Origin of the sequence: Natronorubrum bangense (genome assembly GCF_004799645.1) — an archaeon.
Classification (GTDB): domain Archaea; phylum Halobacteriota; class Halobacteria; order Halobacteriales; family Natrialbaceae; genus Natronorubrum; species Natronorubrum bangense.
In genome coordinates, this window is the sequence record NZ_CP031305.1 from 2,980,139 (window position 1) to 2,997,177 (window position 17,039).

At 62.8% G+C, this 17,039-nt stretch carries 16 protein-coding genes; 14 read left to right on the plus strand and 2 right to left on the minus strand.

Going from position 1 to position 17,039, the window contains the following annotated elements; translation table 11 throughout:
• Positions 1-11 precede the first annotated feature (11 nt).
• From DV706_RS14870 to DV706_RS14900, 7 genes are all read left to right on the plus strand, one after another.
• The gene (locus tag DV706_RS14870) at positions 12-1,298 is read left to right on the plus strand and encodes a DUF7350 domain-containing protein (RefSeq protein ID WP_006067581.1); all 1,287 of its coding nucleotides are present in this window, start codon (positions 12-14) and stop codon (positions 1,296-1,298) included.
• A complete protein-coding gene (locus tag DV706_RS14875) occupies positions 1,295-1,945 on the plus strand; it encodes a cohesin domain-containing protein (protein WP_006067582.1) in 651 nt (216 codons plus the stop codon). The genes DV706_RS14870 and DV706_RS14875 overlap by 4 nt, the downstream gene beginning before the upstream one ends.
• A 65-nt stretch (positions 1,946-2,010) precedes the next feature.
• Entirely contained in the window at positions 2,011-2,949 is a 939-nt protein-coding gene (locus DV706_RS14880; protein WP_006067583.1) for a 1,4-dihydroxy-2-naphthoate polyprenyltransferase, read from the plus strand.
• Positions 2,946-4,046, plus strand: a complete 1,101-nt coding sequence (locus DV706_RS14885) for a mandelate racemase/muconate lactonizing enzyme family protein (protein ID WP_006067584.1) — start codon at positions 2,946-2,948, stop codon at positions 4,044-4,046. Before DV706_RS14880 ends, DV706_RS14885 begins: the two co-directional genes overlap by 4 nt.
• On the plus strand, positions 4,046-5,602 hold the full coding sequence (gene menE / locus DV706_RS14890; protein ID WP_006067585.1) for an o-succinylbenzoate--CoA ligase: 1,557 nt from the start codon (positions 4,046-4,048) through the stop codon (positions 5,600-5,602). The genes DV706_RS14885 and menE overlap by 1 nt, the downstream gene beginning before the upstream one ends.
• 38 nt (positions 5,603-5,640) lie before the next feature.
• Positions 5,641-6,429: an NRDE family protein gene (locus DV706_RS14895; protein ID WP_006067586.1), complete on the plus strand. Its 789-nt coding sequence runs from the start codon at positions 5,641-5,643 to the stop codon at positions 6,427-6,429.
• 72 nt (positions 6,430-6,501) lie between these two features.
• Positions 6,502-6,852 carry a helix-turn-helix transcriptional regulator gene (locus DV706_RS14900; protein WP_006067587.1) on the plus strand — a complete coding sequence of 117 codons (351 nt, stop codon included), beginning with the start codon at positions 6,502-6,504 and terminating at the stop codon, positions 6,850-6,852.
• 92 nt (positions 6,853-6,944) lie between these two features.
• On the opposite strand, the gene gatA is transcribed toward DV706_RS14900, so the two are convergent.
• Together gatA and gatC are read right to left on the minus strand one after the other, a co-directional pair.
• Positions 6,945-8,261, minus strand: a complete 1,317-nt coding sequence (gene gatA / locus DV706_RS14905; protein WP_006067588.1) for an Asp-tRNA(Asn)/Glu-tRNA(Gln) amidotransferase subunit GatA — start codon at positions 8,259-8,261, stop codon at positions 6,945-6,947.
• Between the two features lie 2 nt (positions 8,262-8,263).
• On the minus strand, positions 8,264-8,542 hold the full coding sequence (gene gatC / locus DV706_RS14910; RefSeq protein WP_006067589.1) for an Asp-tRNA(Asn)/Glu-tRNA(Gln) amidotransferase subunit GatC: 279 nt from the start codon (positions 8,540-8,542) through the stop codon (positions 8,264-8,266).
• A gap of 175 nt (positions 8,543-8,717) precedes the next feature.
• On the opposite strand from gatC, the gene DV706_RS14915 reads away from it, so the two are divergent.
• The 7 genes from DV706_RS14915 (at position 8,718) to DV706_RS14945 (ending at position 16,972) form a co-directional block, all read left to right on the plus strand.
• Entirely contained in the window at positions 8,718-9,695 is a 978-nt protein-coding gene (locus DV706_RS14915; protein ID WP_006067590.1) for a transcription initiation factor IIB, read from the plus strand.
• A gap of 296 nt (positions 9,696-9,991) precedes the next feature.
• Positions 9,992-10,906: an alpha/beta fold hydrolase gene (locus DV706_RS14920; RefSeq protein WP_006067592.1), complete on the plus strand. Its 915-nt coding sequence runs from the start codon at positions 9,992-9,994 to the stop codon at positions 10,904-10,906.
• Positions 10,907-11,132: 226 nt separating this feature from the next.
• The gene (locus DV706_RS14925; protein WP_006067593.1) at positions 11,133-11,807 is read left to right on the plus strand and encodes a helix-turn-helix domain-containing protein; all 675 of its coding nucleotides are present in this window, start codon (positions 11,133-11,135) and stop codon (positions 11,805-11,807) included.
• Between the two features lie 427 nt (positions 11,808-12,234).
• Positions 12,235-14,010, plus strand: a complete 1,776-nt coding sequence (locus DV706_RS14930; protein WP_006067594.1) for a 4Fe-4S ferredoxin N-terminal domain-containing protein — start codon at positions 12,235-12,237, stop codon at positions 14,008-14,010.
• Positions 14,007-15,374, plus strand: a complete 1,368-nt coding sequence (gene nrfD, locus DV706_RS14935; protein ID WP_006067595.1) for an NrfD/PsrC family molybdoenzyme membrane anchor subunit — start codon at positions 14,007-14,009, stop codon at positions 15,372-15,374. Before DV706_RS14930 ends, nrfD begins: the two co-directional genes overlap by 4 nt.
• Positions 15,371-15,709: a hypothetical protein gene (locus DV706_RS14940; protein ID WP_006067596.1), complete on the plus strand. Its 339-nt coding sequence runs from the start codon at positions 15,371-15,373 to the stop codon at positions 15,707-15,709. The genes nrfD and DV706_RS14940 overlap by 4 nt, the downstream gene beginning before the upstream one ends.
• A gap of 168 nt (positions 15,710-15,877) precedes the next feature.
• Entirely contained in the window at positions 15,878-16,972 is a 1,095-nt protein-coding gene (locus DV706_RS14945; RefSeq protein ID WP_006067597.1) for an Mrp/NBP35 family ATP-binding protein, read from the plus strand.
• Positions 16,973-17,039: the final 67 nt, after the last annotated feature.

A 17,039-nucleotide genomic window follows, 5' to 3' on the forward strand; every position in this document is an offset into this window, starting at 1 on the left:
CACCACGACACATGCACGACCACGACCACGATCTCGACCGACGGACGTTCGTTCAGCGGACAGGCGCAGCAACCGGCATCCTCGCGCTGGCGGGCTGTCTGGAAACCGACGGCGACGATACTGACGAAGGCGAGGATACAGATGACCCAGCGAACGGTGACGACGCCGTGCCGCGATTTCCGGAGGTCGAAGATCCGCCAGCAGCGGTCTACCGCCCGACCCACCGCGAGTCGATGCGGATGCTCGAGCCGACCACGGCCGGCGAGTACGCGCTCGCGCCGATGCTGTCGTACCCCCATCCGTTCTGGCTCATCACGGGCGGCGACGGCGAGGACGACGTCGAACGCGTCGATCCCGAGCAGGGACGGGGCGTGCATATGATGTTCACGCTCTGGGACGACGAGACTGGAATCGTCCTCCCGGTCGACACCAGCGCCACGATCACCGTCTCTCAGGACGGCGAACGGATCGGCTCGCCACACTCGCCGTGGCCCATGATCTCCCAGGAGATGGGGTTTCATTTCGGCGACAACGTCCCACTCGGGGACGACGGTACCTACACCGTCGAGGTCGAACTCCCACCGATCCCGACGCACACGACTGGCGACCTCGAGGGCCGATTTACCGACAGCGAGACGGTGCGCTTTGAGTTCGAGTACGACCAGGCGTTCCGCGAGCAGGTCGTCGGCGGCGTCGAGTACTTCGACGAATCGGAGTGGGGCGAACGCGGCGCGCTCGAGCCGATGGACCACGGGCACGACGACCACGACGACAGTCATCACGAGCATGACGACGACGGCCACCACGATGACCACGACCACGGCGACGGCCACCACGACCACGGTCACGTTCCGTACTCCGCGCTGCCGCCAGCCGACGCGTACCCCGGCACTCAACTCGAGCCCGCCGACGAGGTCGATACCGACTTGCCTCGAAGCGGCGATGCCGCGATTTTCGCGACGGTGCTCGAGTCCGGCTCCCGGCTCGCCGACGGCGACGAGCAGTATCTGCTCGTCTCGCCACGGACGCCGTACAACCGTGTGCCGCTCGCGGATATGGCTATGCACGTGACGGTCGAACGAGACGGCGAACCGATCGGTGACGCGGATGGAACACGGCTGGAGCAGACTCTCGACAGCGAGCACAACCTCCACTACGGCGCGTCGCTTGCGGCTCTCGAGCCGGGCGACTCGGTCACGATCACGTTCGAGTCGCCGCCACAGGTCGCCCGCCACCAGGGGTACGAGACGGCGTTTCTCGAGATGCCGCCGCTCGAGTTCACCGTCCCGGAATCATGACAGGATCGGTGCCAGCCCGCTTTTCGGTCGCCGTTGTCGCGCTGTGTGTCTGTGCGCTTACCGTCGGTGCAGTCGTCCCCATGACCGTCGGTGCCGGCGACAACGCGACGATCTTCTACTTCGAGCCGAGCGAGACCGAGGCTGACGCCGGCGAAACCGTCACGCTCGAGCTGATCGCGAGCACCCATGGCGATTACGCTGGCGACGGCATCGACACGCTGTCGGCGACAGTCGCGTACGATCCCGGTGTCTTCAGCGTGGCCGACGTCGAGCACGGACCGATGCTGGCCGCAGGTGATTCCGACGCCGAGGTCGACGGCGCAGTCGAGATCGACGACGAGGCTGGAACGGTTACGATCGACCAGGAGCGAACGCCTTCGGGCGACGGCGCGAGAGCGACCGAGACGGCAGCGACGATCACGCTCGAGGTCGCCGAGGACGCCCCATCAACGAACGAGACGCTCGAGATTACGGACGCCTCGGCGGTGCTCATCAGCGACTATCCGCAGGCAGTCGTCGACCGAGAGGCGACGATCTCCATCACTGAAACCAGTGGTGGCGACGATCCGGTGGCCGGCTTCGTGGCTCCGTCAGCACTGATCGCAGTGGGGGCGGTGCTGTTGATCGCCGTTCGTCGGTGGGGCTGACGACGCCCGCTTCTATCGACCGCAATGCCAACGTTGACAGGTCCGCGTGTCGGAGAGTCGATGCAATGAGTACGGCCGAGGTCGACATCTCACGGACGAAGGCGTGGCTGCTGGCTGCACGGCCCCAGACGCTGCCTGCGGCTGCAGCCCCAGTGATCGTCGGGACGGCGCTTGCGATCTACGCTGACGTCTTCGCTCCGTTGCCGGCGGCGATGGCCTTCATCGGTGCGACGCTGATTCAGATCGGGACCAACTTCGCGAACGACTACTACGACGCGATCAAGGGCGCTGACACCGAGGATCGAGAGGGATTCACCCGAGTCACGCAGGCGGGGATCATCCCGCCCGAACAGGTGAAACTGGCGACGATCGTGACGTTCACGCTGGCGATTTTCTCGGGGACGTACCTCGTCTACATCGGCGGGCTCCCGATCCTTGTTATCGGGCTGGTGAGCGTCTTCTGTGGGTGGGCTTACACCGGCGGCCCCTATCCGCTTGGCTACCATGGCCTCGGTGATCTGTTCGTCTTCGTCTTCTTCGGCATCGTCGCCGTGATGGGGACGTTCTACGTCCAAGCCGTAACGGCAGTCGAACCGCTTACCACGACGATTCCCGAGGGGACGGTCACGCTCGAGGCGTTCGTCGCCAGCCTTCCGATAGCGGGTATCTCGACGGCCATTATCGTCGTCAACAACATCCGCGACCGGGAAACCGATGTCGAGGCTGGGAAGCGAACGCTCGCGGTTCGACTCGGCTACCGATGGAGTCGCGTGGAGTACGTCGCCCTCCTCGCACTCGCCTACATCACACCGCTGTGGTTCTGGCTCGCTGCAGGGTTCGGTCCCAGTGTGTTGCTCCCACTGGTGTCGCTGCCCTACGCCGCGGTCGTCACCCGAACGGTCCTGACCCGCACCGACGGCGAGGCGCTCAACCCCGCGCTCGAGGGCACCGGGAAACTGCTCGCGATCTATTCGGTGCTGTTCGCCGTGGGGATGATAGCATGAACGACAGAGCTGACGTCGACCGCGAACTCGACTGCACACTCGAGTATCAGTCGTTTTCGCTCGAGCTGGCGACTCCACTCGAGACGGCCGCTGGGACGATCGAATCGCGTGATGGCTTTCTCGTCCGAATCGTCGAGTCGACTGCCAGCGAAGACGACCTGGCAGTCGGCTACGGCGAAGCCACACCGTTGCCGGGTTGGACGGAATCGGTCGGTGACTGTGAGACAGCCCTCGAACGCGCACGTGTCGCGATCGAAGACGGGCCGGCCGCCGCACTCGATGCCGTCGACGGACAGGTAGCGGCCAGACACGCGGTTACGCTCGCCCTCGGTGATCTGCGAGCGAGTCGGGAGGCGACACCGCTGTATCGACATATTGGGAGAGGCCCGATGATCGGCCGGGTGCCGGTCAATGCGACGATCGGTGATGGCGCACCCACCGAAACCGCTCGAGCGGCAAGTGAGGCCATCGACCGGGGCTTTGACTGCTGTAAAATAAAAGTCGGAAACAGAAGCGTCGAGGCCGATGTCGAACGGCTCCGCCGGACTCGCGAGGCTGTCGGTCCCGACATTGAACTGCGGGTCGATGCGAACGAAGCCTGGACCTACACTGAGGCGAAAACGGCGCTCGAGGGGCTTGCCGATCTCGGCGTCTCGATCCTCGAGCAGCCACTTCCAGCGGGCGCACTCGAGGGCCACGCCGCGCTCCGAGAGCGTGTGCAGGGAGACGGGGTTGCGATCGCCCTCGACGAAGGACTGCTCGAACACGGCGTCGACGCCATCTGTGAGGCTGGCGCGGCCGACGCCGTCGTGCTCAAGCCCATGGCGCTCGGCGGGATCGACGTCGCCCGCCAGATCGCAGCGTGGGTACAGGAACTCGAGATCACCCCGATCGTGACGACCACGATCGATGGGGTCGTCGCCAGAACGGGCGCGGTCCATCTCGCCGCATCGATCCCGAACGTACCGGCCTGTGGGCTGGCCACGGCGTCGCTGCTCGCCACCGATCTCGGTCGTGATCCCGTGTTGCTCGAGAAGGGGGCAGCGGTCGTTCCACAGGCGAAAGGACTCGGCGTCAACGGGGTGTGGACTGAGTGATGGGTGACCCGGTCGACTGGCCGACTCGAGATCTCCTCTCCCATCGGACCGCCGCGACACCACAGCGGACGGCGCTGATCGATGATGAGACGGGGGCGACGTGGACGTTTGCGGAACTCGACCAGCGGGTCGATCAGGTCGCTCACGCACTCGAGACCCTCGAGATCGATCACGGGCAGCCACGGATCGCCGTCCTGATGGACACCAGACCCGCATTCGTCAGCGTCTTTTTCGCCGCGATGCGGACGGGGATGACGGTCGTCCCGCTGAACGTCCGCGAAACCGCCAGCGAACTGGCCGCCAAAGTCGAACGCACGGCTCCCGTAGCCGTCGTCTGTGAGGAGGCGACCGAGTCGGCGGCGCTCGAGGTCACTGCGGCGGTCGAGTCGACGGCCACTGCTCCTACCGTCCTGACCGTCGACGAGCCGGCACGGGAGCGGACGCGACGGCTGTGTCCAGCCGCTGGATCGGACACTGCTCCGTCGGTCGACCCTGTCTCGCTCGAGCGCGACGACCCGCTGGTGATCATGTTCACCTCGGGGACCGCCGGCGAGCCGAAAGCCGTCCGGCTGACCGTCGGCAACCTCGTCGCGAGCGCGACCGCATCGGCGTTCCGACTGGGCGTCGATCCGAGCGACCGCTGGCTGTGCTGTCTCCCGATGTATCATATGGGCGGGCTGGCCCCCGTCCTGCGGTCGACGCTGTATGGGACGACGGTCGTCATCCAGCGCTCGTTCGACCGCCACGAAACCGCTCGCGTCCTCGACGAATACGAGATCACGGGTGTCTCGCTGGTGCCGACGATGTGCAAACGACTGCTCGATGCGGGCTGGGAGCCCACCGCCGACCTGCGATTCGTCTTGCTCGGCGGTGCGCCGGCCTCGAGCGAGTTGCTCGAGCGCTGCCGGGCGACCGACGTGCCGGTGTATCCGACGTACGGGATGACCGAGACGGCCTCCCAGATCGCGACGGCGACGCCTGCGGAGACGGCGAGCCACGAGGGAACGGTCGGCCAGCCGCTGGTGTTCACCGACGTAACGGTCGTCGACGACGATGGCGAGCCGGTTTCGGCGGGGGAGTTGGGCGAACTCGTCGTTTCCGGACCGACGGTGACGCCGGGCTATCTCGAGGCCGCACGGACGAACGGCGCCGTCGGCGAGTACGGCCTCCACACGGGAGACGTCGGCTACGCGGACGAAAATGGTCGACTCTGGGTGCTCAACCGACGGAGCGACCGGATCGTCACCGGCGGCGAGAACGTCGACCCCGGCGAGGTCCTCGAGACGATCCGCGCCCACCCGGCCGTCGAAGACGCCGCCGTCGTCGGACTCGACGATCCCGAATGGGGCGAACGCGTCGGTGCGCTCCTCGTCCCCGAGGACAGCCGCGATCGGATCGACCTCGAGTCAGTTCGCTCGCACTGCGAAACACGACTCGCCGGGTTCAAGCGGCCGAAGACGATCGGCATCGCCGACGCCTTGCCCCGAACCGCGTCGGGAACCGTCGATCGCGAGGCGGCTCGAGACCGGCTTCGTGAAACGGAAACCGACGTCTGAGCCGACAGTATAAGTCGACCGCGCCCTTTTCATCGGCTGTGTGTACACTGACCCTCGCCTGGCAGGTCTTCGATGACGCGCCGGTGGCGGTCGCCGCCAACCGTGACGAAGCCCTCGAGCGCGAGTCGATTTCACCCGGCATCTACCGTGAGGAGCCGCTGGCCGTTGCGCCAAAAGACACCGAAGCCGGCGGCACGTGGATCGGCTACAACGAACACGGCGTCTTCGCCGGTATCACGAACAAGTGGACCGACGCCGAACTCGTGGCCGAACGCTCTCGCGGGCTGCTCGTCGCCGACGTGCTCGCTGCCGACTCCGCGGCGACGGCGGCCGAAACGATCGAGGCGGCAACCGAGACGGACGAGTACGACGGCTTCAATCTGGTCGTCGCCGACGAGTCGGCTGCCTACTGCTACCAGTGGGACGGCGACCTCTCCCGTATCGAGTTCGAACCCGGCGTTCAGGTCATCGTCAACGCCGCGGTCAACGACACCGTCCACCTCCCGTCGGACCGCCTCGTCATCGCTCGCGAACAGGCCGACAACGCGAACGCGGTCCGAGCGGCGCTGACAGTCGACGGCGACGAGTCAGTTTCGCAGTGGCTCGAGCGCGCCGGCGATGTCCTCGGCGACCACGAGTACGGCGTCTGCCTCCATCGCGATGGATTCGGCACGAGGTCGTCGTCGCTGATCGCCCTCGGCCCCGAGACGACACAGTATTCGTTCGCGCCGGGCCCTCCCTGTGAGACGGCGTACGAACCGGTCTCGCTCGAGTCGAACGCACCATCCGAAGTCGAGGCAGAGTGCGACGTCGAAGGGCACATTTAAGCGCCTCGCTCTATCTCATACGTACATGGACGCACTCCTGCCTGTAGCGACGAGTACGGAGAGGTGGTCACCGTGAGCGTTTCTGCGGCTGAAGCCGAACTCTCCGAGGACGAACGGGCCGGACTCGGACTCGTCCGCCAGACTGGCGGCATTCATCAGAGCGATTTCTGGAAGGAACTGGATGTCTCCTCGCGAAAGGGGAGTCGAATCGTTGAGTCACTCGTCGAGAAGGAACTGGTCGACCGAGAGGAGACGGTGTACGACGGCCACAACACCTACTACATCACACCGACCGCTCGTGACCTCGATTTCAGACTGCTGATGGCCGGTGATATGCTCTCGCCGTTTATCGGTGAGGAAGAAGTCGATCCCAACAGCGACGCCTTCTCGCAGTGGATCATGAACCTCGCGTACGAACAGTAGTCGAACCGACGTCCCGACGCGTTTCGACGATTTTCTCGGCGAGTGCCTCGAGAATCGGAACAGCGCAGTGGCTCGGTTGTGGTTCGCGTACCTTACTCGAGGGCGCTTGCAGCCCGGATCAGGCGTGCTTCGCCGAACGCCGGCCCGACGAGTTGGAGACCGACGGGAAGGCCGTCGGTTTCGCCGGCAGGCACCGAGATCGCCGGCAGATCGGCGAGGTTGACGGGGACAGTGTTCGCGTCGGCGAGGTACATCTGGAGCGGATCGTCGAGACTCTCACCGAGTTCGAACGGCGGAACCGGCATCGTCGGCGACGCGAGCACGTCGACTTCGGCAAGCGCCTCGTCGAAATCCTGTTTGACCCACGCGCGAGCGTCCTGAGCCTTCTTGTAGTATTTGTCGTGGTAGCCAGCCGAGAGCGCGTAGGTGCCGAGTAAGATGCGGCGTTTGACCTCGTCGCCGAACCCGTCTTCGCGCGTCTGAGCGAACGCCTCGTTCCAGTTGCCATCAGCGTCGGCGTCGTGGCCGTAGCGAACGCCGTCGAACCGCGCGAGGTTCGAGGAGGCCTCCGACATCGCGATCACGTAGTAGGCTTCGACAGCGTGTTCGACAGCGGGCAGCGAGACGTCTTGCGTCTCAGCGCCCTGTGCCTCGAGGTCGGCGACGGCGTCCCAGAACGTCTCGACGACGCCTTCGTCGGCACCCTCGACCAGTTCCGTGGGGATGCCAATCTTGAGTCCGTCGACGTCACCGGTGGCGGCGTCAGCGTAACTCGAGTCGCCATCGGTCGGCGCCTCGCGGGCATCGCCCGCTCGACTATCCGAGGCGCGTGGCGCCTCGCGGGTCGTCGCATCGCGCTCGTCGCTGCCGGCGATGACGTCGAGCAGTTGGGCGGCGTCTTCGACGGTCTCGCCGAAGGGGCCGATCTGTTCTAAGCTGTTGCCGTAGGCGACGAGTCCGTAGCGCGAGACCAGCCCGTAGGTGGGCTTGATGCCGACGACGCCACAGAATGCGGCGGGACAGCGAATCGAACCACCCGTATCGGAGCCGAGTGCGACGTCAGCTTCACCTGCGGCGACGGCAGCGGCCGAGCCACCCGACGAGCCGCCAGGGACGTGCCCTGGTGCGGCCGGGTTGTCCGTCGAGCCGAAGTACGAGGTCTCGGTGGTCGTCCCCATCCCGAACTCGTCCATGTTCGCTTTCCCGACGATCGTCGCGCCGGCCTCTTTGAGCCGGGAGATGACCGTCGCGTCGTACGGCGGGACGTACTCCTCGAGCATCCGCGAGCCACAGGTCGTCCGGACGCCTTCGGTCGAAATATTGTCCTTGACGGCGACGGTCGTTCCCGCGAGCGGACCGTCGTCTGCGCCATCGATCGTCTCCTCGGTAATAAAAATATCGTCAGCCATGATTAGGATACGTTCGGTCCTTTGAAGTAGCCGTCTTCGGTTTCAGAGGCGTTCTCGAGGGCCGTCTCGCGCTCGATCGAGTCGCGGACCTCGTCGGGTCGCATCACGTTCGTCAGGTCGGCCTCACGGTCGACCTCGGGCACCTCGTCTAGTGTCTCGAAATACTCAAGGATATCCGCGAACTGTCGCGTGAACTGGTCAACCTCGTCGTCAGCGAGGCCGACACGAGCCAGCTCCGCGACGTGGCGGACCTCCTCGGGACTGACAGCGTCGTCGCTCATGCTTGCTCGCACTTGCCAGTAGGGAGTAAGGGTTTCGATAGCGAAATGTTCGACCGGCGGAAGTAGGTTGTTGCCCGTGTTCCTCTCGCGATACTATCGAAGAATTTAAGTGACGACAATCCTACAATCCTGTTCACGATAGAGCGTTTTCCAGCGATCGTTGTGACTATACACAATGACTGATACCACGATTCGAACGCGGAGCAGCGAGCGAAGTCGGCGCGAGTCGGAGGAGTCGCGTGAGCGAACGGCCGAACGAGAGCAATGTCCGGAGTGTGGCGGCCGCCTCGTCTCCGATACCGAACACGCCGAAACCGTCTGTGACGACTGTGGTCTCGTCGTCGAAGAAGGCGAGATCGACCATGGTCCTGAGTGGCGTGCGTTCAACGCCAGCGAGAAAGACGAAAAGTCCCGCGTCGGTGCCCCCACGACGAACATGATGCACGATCAGGGGCTGTCGACGAACATCGGCTGGCAGAACAAAGACGCCTACGGGAAGTCCCTCTCGAATCGCCAGCGCCAGAAGATGCAGCGCCTGCGGACATGGAACGAACGGTTCCGGACTCGAGACTCCAAAGAGCGAAATCTCAAGCAGGCCCTCGGCGAGATCGACCGCATGGCTAGTGCGCTGGGCCTCCCAAAAAGCGTCCGCGAGACTGCCTCCGTCATCTATCGACGCGCCCTCGAGGAAGATTTGCTTCCGGGCCGTTCGATTGAAGGTGTCGCGACGTCCTCGCTGTACGCCGCCGCCCGTCAGGCCGGCACACCACGCAGCCTCGACGAAATCACGGCCGTCAGCCGTGTCGAAAAAGACGAGATCGCCCGCACCTACCGCTATGTTATTCGAGAACTCGGCCTCGAAGTCCAGCCGGCCGATCCCGAAAACTACGTGCCACGCTTTGCCAGCGATCTCGATCTCTCGGATGAGACCGAACGACGCGCTCGAAGTCTCTTGTCGACAGCAAAGGAAAGCGGCATCCACAGCGGCAAGTCACCGGTTGGCCTCGCTGCTGCCGCCGTCTATGCTGCCGCGCTGTTGACCAACGAGAAGGTCACCCAAAACGACGTCAGCGACGTCGCCAGTATCTCCGAAGTCACTATCCGAAACCGGTATCACGAGTTACTCGAGGCCGAAGACAACGCTCCGGCCTGACCAGGACTGAGTTAGCGCCGACACGCGTTGGCAATACGTTCTTGACCCGTGGTATGACGTGATTACCATTCTCCGGACGATGATACTCACAGCATACTGAATATCACTGTTCGTGAACCGTCTCGTATGCGTTGTGACAACTGCGACTCAGCGGAGGTTGCGTACACGCTGACGGCCCACGTCTCGAACGAGCCCGGAGCGCAGGTCGATCTGCATTTCTGCTCGAACGACTGTCTCCGTGTCTGGACCTGACGTCGAGCCAAAACGGTATCACGCTCCTCGTCGCCACACAGTGTATGGAATCGCGCTCGGCCGAGCGCCTCGAGACGGATGCGAGGCTTTTGCCGACGAGCGGCCCAGCATCGACCGTGAGACGAGTCAACGGAGTTCGGCTCCATACTGTTGAAGCCGGTGCCGAAGATGCGCCGCTGGTCGTCTTGCTCCATGGCTTTCCCGAGTTCTGGTACAGTTGGCGACATCAGATCGATCCACTCGTCGAGGCCGGCTACCGTGTGCTCGTCCCCGACCAGCGCGGGTACAATCTAAGCGACAAACCAACGGGGGTGCGATCGTACCGAATCCGAAACTGCTCGCGAGATATCACCGCGCTCATCGCGAGTGCGGGCTATGAACAGGCACACGTTGTCGGCCACGACTGGGGAGGCATGGTCGCCTGGGACCTCGCCCGCCGGCAGCCGTCCGTGGTTGACCGGCTTGGAATCATCAACGCACCACATCCGGACGTGTATCGGCGTCATCTGCTCTCGAGCCCCGCCCAACTGCGCCGAAGCTGGTACGTGTTCTGTTTCCAGCTTCCATGGCTCCCCGAACGTCTCTGCCGGATGCGGGACTTTCGGCTGCTCGAGCGAGCACTCAGCGAGACTGCCGCGCCAGAGACGTTTCTGGACGACGAACTGGCGCGGTATCGCGAGGCGTGGCACAAAGCGGGCGCACTCACGGGAATGCTCAACTGGTATCGCGCGGCGGCTCGCTATCCACCGACACTGTCACGGGAACGAGTCGAGGCACCCACGATGATCGTCTGGGGGGAAGACGACGCTGCACTGACGACCGAACTGGCGGTCGACAGCGACCAGTGCTGTGCAACCAGCCGTCTCGAACTCCTGCCGGAGACGAGTCACTGGGTCCAACACGAACGACCGGAACAGCTGTCCGAACTACTGCTCGAGTGGCTTTCGGCCACCAACTAACAGCGCCTGCTGCAGGTCGTTGGGGCGTGCCCGTCGACGGCTCGCAGCCGTCTCTGTTTCTCAGGATACAACCCGTCTCAGTTACGGTGACCGGGACGTGTTCGACGACCAGCCGTGTGACGAACCTGGTCGACTGTGTCGTGTTGGCAAGCTTCCCAGCCTCTGGGAACCGGGGTTACTATATTCGGCAGCATGGGTATATACTGGCGAACGATAACACGCTCGTATGGCCCAGGCGACACTCACAATCACGATGCCTGAACAGGTCTGGATCCAGCAGCTGTCGACGACGTATCCGACAGCGACGTTTCGGGTTCTCGCGGCTGTCCCCGGCGCTGAAACCGGGTTTGCGCTCGTTCGAATCACCGGCACCGATGTCGACGACGTGATCGAAGCGACGCGTGACCATCCCCAAATCCTCGAACTCACGCTCGTCCATTCGAGTGAAAACGAGGCAACAGTTCATTTCGAGACGACGGCCCCGCTGTTGTTGTTCTCCGCACAGGAGTCCGGGATGCCGATCGAACTCCCGATCGAGGTCGTCGACGGCAAGACGACGATCGAGGTAACCGGCTCTCGAGACCGTCTCGCTGGACTCGCCGAACAGCTCGACCGATTCGGCCTCAGCTACCGGATCGAGCACGTCCGCGAACGACTCCACGAGAGTCAGCTACTCTCGGATCGACAGCTCGAGGTCGTCGCTGCTGCCGTCGAAGAGGGATACTACGATACGCCTCGACGCTGCTCGCTGACGGAACTAGCAGAGTATCTGGGAATTGCGAAATCGACGTGCAGCGAGACACTCCACCGGGCAGAAGAGGGGATTATCAAACGGTTCGTCGAGGATCTTCCCGAACTCGATACTGAGGAGCCACTCGAGGACCAACTCGCGAGCAGCTAACTGGGAACCTCGGTCTCATGTCGGCCCGAGTTGTGGGTGTGTCGAACCGAAGCTCGCTCGTTGCCTGGCCTCGCAGTCACGATACGCGCGTTTTCAAGCGTGTCGGAGACGCTCCGTGAGGTGAGTCCCCTCGAGTCGGTAACAAACGGCCCGGCAGTTGTCGGGGATGGTACCGACCCGGGCTGTCAGTCTTGTGCCGTGATAACAGCTGTTTATGTTGGCCTGAGCTGGGAGAATACCCTGAATAGTATTTATACTGGCGAATATGTTCGTGTCGATTCTCACGCGATGGAAATCGGGTCTATACTTCAACGTCATCTAGTTGTGAGTCCGGGGTAGAGGATCCACATATGACCGTATGCAATTACGTGTCGGCGTGTAACTACTTTGTATCGAACGGATTCTCGTCCGGAGGTGTTCGACCAGAATGAGCACGGACGACGAATCATTCCACCCACTCGGTCACGAGTGGGAAGGTGAACTCGAGGAGATGCTCGACGAGACCGAGTACGACAGCGAACTCGGGATGGAGATGGCCCAGGACGCGATGCGGGTCACCAAAGGCGAGCTCTCTGAAGCCGAATTCCACGAAATGTATCACGACGACGTGATGGAGGAGTTCGGCGTCGACGATCGCCCGACCGAAGCAGCCTACGAGCAGGCCCAGGAAGAGCAGAAGGGGACTGCGACGCGGATGCTCGAGGCTTTCGAGGGCGACGGCGAAGAGAGTCGCCGCGAGGCAATGAAAAAGATGGGGGTCGGCGCAGCGGCTGTCGGACTGGGTGCGTGGGGCACCGTCGACGACGGTCCTGAGGCGGACCTCGCCGCAGCCAACGACGGTGAAGACCACTCTCACGAGGGAACCCAGCTGGGGATGGTCATCGACCTCGAGCGCTGTGACGGCTGTCTTTCTTGTGTTACGGCCTGTCAAGAAGAGAACCAGACCGACCAGGGCGTCAACTGGATGTACGTCCTCGACTACCGGGAGCCAGGACAAGGAGCTGATCCAGACGAACGTGGTGGGAGTCGACAGCGACTCGTCCGACCGTGTCAGCACTGTACTGACGCCCCGTGTGAGAAAGTGTGTCCGACGACGGCTCGACACACCCGTGACAAGGACGGCCTCGTCCTGACTGACTACGACGTCTGTATCGGTTGTCGCTACTGTCAGGTCGCCTGTCCGTACGGTGTCAACTACTTCCAGTGGGACGAGCCTGACGTCTCGACGGACGAGATCGAAGAGATGTACAGCGACATGGACGGCGATCACATGGTCGACGACCGTGACCGCTGGGTCGACAGCCGCGCACCACGTGGCACGATGAGTAAGTGTACCATGTGTCCGACCCGACAGGACGGACACATGGGTGATGAGTACCGTGGAACGACGGCCTGTGAGGAAGCCTGTCCGCCCGAAGCGATCAACTTCGGCGACATGAACGACCCCGACAGCAAACCGCAGCGCTACCTTCAGAACGTCGTTCAGACCCGTGCAGAGCGGATGGTCGACGGTCAGAGTCCCAACCGCGAGAACGTCCAGGAGTCGTATGACTTCCTCGAGGGTGACATCGAGTTGCTCGACATGGAGTATCTCGAGGACGGCGACCACGACGAGATCGAGGCCGCACTGTTCATCCAGGGCGAACTCGACGAGGACGACCTGACACTCGAGGACGAGGAACTCCGCGATGTCATCATCGACATTCTCGAGGACGACGATGAACTCGGCGAACTCGAGGAAGATGAACTCGAATCGCTCGCCGATGCCCTGATCGACGGCGACGACAGCGTGGACAACTACGACACCGCACTGGACGCGATCGACGCTGTCATCACGACCGCCGAAGACGGGATTCAAGACGTTGTCGACCGCTACGAGTCCCGCGAGATTACCCCGGCCGAAGTCGAGGAATCGCTGCTGATTCTCGACGGCGAAGAGGAGCCGTGGGTGTCCGAGCAGGGTATTACCGACGAAGAAACCGCCCAGCAGGCCCTCGAGGCCTACGCTGGCGGCGAAGCGTCGACGTTCAAACTGCTCGAGGACATCGGAACGAGCCCGAACGTCACGTACGTCGGAAACGAGCCCGGTCCAGAAGCCGAACAGGTCGACGGACCAGTTGCGTACGACGACATCGGTCAGACGGACAACCGCAAGGACGTCCTCGACGAGTCCACTGTCGGTGACTTCGGGGTGTCGCTATGAGCACCAAGACACCATCCGAAGCGGACATTCTCCGTCCAGTTAACAACGTCTCGAAGAAGTTCTTCATGCTGTTTGGTGCCGCGGCACTGGCACTCGGCATCTTCCTCGTTGGCTGGATGTATCAGCTAGCCAACGGGATGGCCGTCACTGGCCTCTCCGACTGGGGCTCCGGTGGCGGTGTGACGTGGGGACTGTACATCGGTGCCTTCATCTGGTGGGTCGGGATCGCTCACGGGGGGATCATCCTCTCGGCTGCGGTTCGCCTACTCGGTATGGACCGGTATATGCCGGTCGCCCGACTCGCAGAGATGCTCACGCTCGCCGGCCTCTCCGCGGCTGGCTTCTACATTCTGGTGCACATGGGTCGCCCGGACCGGATGGTCACGAGCGTCCTCGGTCACTACCACATCACGGTCAACAACTCGCCGCTGGTGTGGGACGTGACTGTCATTACGGCCTACTTCGTGCTGACGGCGACGTACCTCGCACTGACGCTTCGGTACGACATCACCCGTCTGCGCGACCAGCTGCCTGACCACTTCGAGCCAGTCTACAAGTTCATGACCCTCGGATACACCGAGAAAGAGGACGAAGTCGTCGAGCGAATGGTCTGGTGGCTCGCACTCGCGATCATCATCATGGCCCCGCTCCTGCTCCACGGCGGTGTGATTCCGTGGCTGTTCGCCGTCTTGCCGACCTACCCCGGCTGGTTCGGCGCAGTCCAGGGACCACAGTTCCTCACGATCGCACTCACCTCTGCGATCAGTGGTGTCATCCTACTTTCGTATGCGTTCCGTCGCGCCTACGACTGGGATCACATCATCACTGACGACATCTTCCGCGGCCTGCTCCTGTGGCTCGGATTCTTCTCCCTGCTGTTCCTGTGGCTCCAGCTCCAGCAGCTCGCTACGGGTAGCTTCGCGGCATCGACCGATCTCGCGACAGCAACCGGTTCGAAGCTCTCGCACCCGATGTACGTCATCCCGATACTGATGGTGCTCGGCGTGCTCGCGTTCATCTTCGCGACGACGATTCGACCGGCACTGTTCAGTAAGTCGCGAGCACTCGCCGCTGCCTTCCTGGTCTTGATCGCGACGCTGGTCGAGAAGACCTACTTTGTCATCGCTGGCTTCTGGTACCCAACGTTCAGCATCTACGAGGCGACGCCGGGCGATTACTTCCCGAGCGTGATCGAACTGTCTTCGCTTCTCGGAACGGTCGGACTGGTTGTGCTGTTCTTCCTCGCCATCTCGAAGGTCGTCCCCGTGGTCGAACTCCACGCGATCGAACACCTGAACGGTGACCATGACCACGGCCACGACGACGCAGATGACGCTGCAACCGAACCGGAGGTGAAAGCATGAGTGTTGCACTTTCGATGGGACTCGAGACAGTCCTCTACCACGGCTACGAAGCCACTGGAGACGTAACCGGATTCCCCAACATCGGGACCTACCTGATCTTCGGCGTCATTCTGGTTCCGATCTACATCATGGTCATCTCCTGGTTCGCTGGCGAGCCACGAGACACCAAGACCGGACTGCTCGGTGTCTCTTATCTCGTCGGCATCGCCGCACAGATGTGGATTGGGATGTTCATCCTGACGGTGATCATCGGTCTCGTCTTCTACGGTGGGATGCCGGAGCCGCTCGGTGCGGCCGGCCCATCCAACGACTCACCGATCTTCGGCTTCCTGTAAGCCACGCGGTGTTCCTGGATCCGGTTTCCAGGATTCGTTTTTTATCGGCGACGCTATCTGCCCCACAGCGTTCGCTGTCGTTCACGGAACTGATACACGGATCGACTCTCAAACCATCACACGTATCCCGTTCGGTCGCCTTACGTTCGAGTAACGCACACCACACCCATGAGTCTCACAGAACACGAACTCAAGATCGAACTCGAAGGGATCGAAGACCCAGACATCGGCGAGGACATCGTCTCGCTTGGGCTGATCAACGACGTCACCATCGAGGACGAGACGGCCAAAATCTCGCTGGCGCTGAACGCCCCCTATGCGCCCTCGGAGATGGAACTGGGCAACCGGATCCGTGAGGTCGTCAGCGAGGCTGGACTCACGGCGGACCTGCGAGCACACGTCGGCTCGGAACACGGGTTCGACGACGAAGTGCTCCCACGGGTACGCAACGTCATCGCCGTTTCTTCCGGGAAAGGCGGTGTCGGGAAGACGACGGTCGCTGCAAACCTTGCGGCGGGTCTCGAGAAGCGTGGTGCCATGGTTGGCCTGCTCGATGCAGACATTCACGGCCCGAACATCCCACGTATCCTGCCGGTCGAGAGCGAGCCTGGTGTCACGCCAAGCGAGGACATCGTCCCGCCGCGCTCGGACGGTGTTCGGATTATCAGCATGGGCTTTATGATGGAAAACGAGGACGATCCTGCGATTCTTCGTGGCCCGATGGTCAACAAGTTCATGCTGAAGTTCTTGGAAGGCGTCGAGTGGGGTCGCCTCGACTACCTCATCGTCGACCTGCCACCGGGAACGGGTGACGCAACACTCAATCTGTTGCAGTCGATGCCCGTGACGGGCGCCGTCGTCGTCACGACACCCCAGGAGATGGCGCTCGACGACACCCGAAAAGGAATCCAGATGTTCAACAAACACGACACGCCAGTGCTGGGCGTCGTCGAGAACATGAGCTCGTTCATTGCGCCCGACACCGGCAAAGAGTACAATCTCTTCGGGACTGACGGAGCCCAACAGATCGTCGACAAGTACGACATCCCGCTGCTTGGTCAGATCCCGATCCACCCCGACTTCGGTGCTGAGGGCAGCGAAGGGGCACTCGTCAAAGACGACTCGAGTCCCGTCCAGGAGACCGTCGAGGAGTTCGTCGCAGAGGTCTCCGATCGTATCGGCGAGATCAACCGCCGCACGGTCGCCGAAAACGTCGGTGGCGGAGAACCTGACGACGCACTGCCGACCGAAACCGAAGACTAGTCACCGTCCACGCGTCGACGGCTGGGTCGAGCCGACAGCGACGATCAGATCGCGGGCTGTCGCTTCC

Excerpts from the sequence above, each read along its gene's own strand:
- DV706_RS14885 (WP_006067584.1), top strand. The coding sequence starts at position 2,946 with ATGAACGACAGAGCTGACGTCGACCGCGAACTCGACTGCACACTCGAG.
- gatC (WP_006067589.1), bottom strand. The coding sequence starts at position 8,542 with ATGAGCGACGACGCTGTCAGTCCCGAGGAGGTCCGCCACGTCGCGGAG.
- gatA (WP_006067588.1), bottom strand. The coding sequence starts at position 8,261 with ATGGCTGACGATATTTTTATTACCGAGGAGACGATCGATGGCGCAGAC.
- DV706_RS14870 (WP_006067581.1), top strand. The coding sequence starts at position 12 with ATGCACGACCACGACCACGATCTCGACCGACGGACGTTCGTTCAGCGG.
- DV706_RS14915 (WP_006067590.1), top strand. The coding sequence starts at position 8,718 with ATGACTGATACCACGATTCGAACGCGGAGCAGCGAGCGAAGTCGGCGC.
- DV706_RS14925 (WP_006067593.1), top strand. The coding sequence starts at position 11,133 with ATGGCCCAGGCGACACTCACAATCACGATGCCTGAACAGGTCTGGATC.
- nrfD (WP_006067595.1), top strand. The coding sequence starts at position 14,007 with ATGAGCACCAAGACACCATCCGAAGCGGACATTCTCCGTCCAGTTAAC.
- DV706_RS14940 (WP_006067596.1), top strand. The coding sequence starts at position 15,371 with ATGAGTGTTGCACTTTCGATGGGACTCGAGACAGTCCTCTACCACGGC.
- DV706_RS14920 (WP_006067592.1), top strand. The coding sequence starts at position 9,992 with ATGGAATCGCGCTCGGCCGAGCGCCTCGAGACGGATGCGAGGCTTTTG.
- DV706_RS14875 (WP_006067582.1), top strand. The coding sequence starts at position 1,295 with ATGACAGGATCGGTGCCAGCCCGCTTTTCGGTCGCCGTTGTCGCGCTG.
- DV706_RS14930 (WP_006067594.1), top strand. The coding sequence starts at position 12,235 with ATGAGCACGGACGACGAATCATTCCACCCACTCGGTCACGAGTGGGAA.
- DV706_RS14945 (WP_006067597.1), top strand. The coding sequence starts at position 15,878 with ATGAGTCTCACAGAACACGAACTCAAGATCGAACTCGAAGGGATCGAA.
- DV706_RS14880 (WP_006067583.1), top strand. The coding sequence starts at position 2,011 with ATGAGTACGGCCGAGGTCGACATCTCACGGACGAAGGCGTGGCTGCTG.
- menE (WP_006067585.1), top strand. The coding sequence starts at position 4,046 with ATGGGTGACCCGGTCGACTGGCCGACTCGAGATCTCCTCTCCCATCGG.